The sequence below is a fragment of the Acetobacter tropicalis genome (genome assembly GCF_001580915.1).
In the GTDB taxonomy this organism is placed as follows: domain Bacteria; phylum Pseudomonadota; class Alphaproteobacteria; order Acetobacterales; family Acetobacteraceae; genus Acetobacter; species Acetobacter tropicalis.
Window position 1 is genome coordinate 1 of the sequence record NZ_LHZQ01000034.1, and the last position, 844, is coordinate 844.

At 52.1% G+C, this 844-nt stretch carries 1 protein-coding gene; it reads left to right on the top strand.

The window, feature by feature from the left end:
• On the top strand, nt 1-600 hold a 600-nt coding region (locus AD944_RS00180), incomplete at its 5' end, for a zinc-binding dehydrogenase (RefSeq protein WP_156477208.1).
• Between the last annotated feature and the right edge of the window lie 244 nt (nt 601-844).

Here is an 844-nt window from a genome sequence, read left to right on the forward strand (position 1 = left end):
ACTGGCATTGGGGCGGTGTTGTTTACCGCCAAGGTGGAAGCGGGTTCAACCGTGGTGGTCTTCGGGCTTGGCGGTATTGGGCTGAATGTGATTCAGGGAGCCAAAATGGTGGGGGCCGACCGCATCATTGGTGTGGACATCAACCCGGACCGCGAAGCCATTGCCCGCAAGTTCGGCATGACAGACTTTGTAAACCCGAAAGATCTTGGCCCGAACGGAGATGTTGTGGGTCACCTGATTGAACTGACGGACGGCGGCGCGGACTATACGTTTGAATGCGTTGGCAACCCCACGCTGATGCGTCAGGCGTTGGAATGCGCCCATCGCGGCTGGGGTGTTTCCACCATTATTGGGGTGGCGGCGGCCGGACAGGAAATCAGCACGCGGCCTTTCCAGCTTGTTACTGGTCGGCGGTGGATCGGGTCTGCCTTTGGTGGAGCGCGTGGCCGCACGGATGTGCCTAAAATTGTGGATTGGTACATGGAGCACAAGATCAATATTGATGATCTAATCACCCACAAATTGCCTCTGGAACGGATTAACGAGGGCTTCGATATGATGGCGAAGGGCGAAAGTATTCGTACCGTGGTGGAATACTGATAGATATAAAGATATGTTTTAAGATCCGAATATAAAGCGCCATGGAAGCTCTGGTTTTAGAGTGATGCTAGCGATTATGACGAGGCGCGTGAGGTAGCAATAATTACTTTAATATGTGGTTTACCTGGAGGGCTTAAGAACCCTCCTTTTTGAGGCGCATCAGCTTATGGCCTATTGGTACCGTCAGAAAAAAAACGAAAAAGAGTTGGGGCTGGCATAGGTAAGCATTGTTGACGACGGTTCA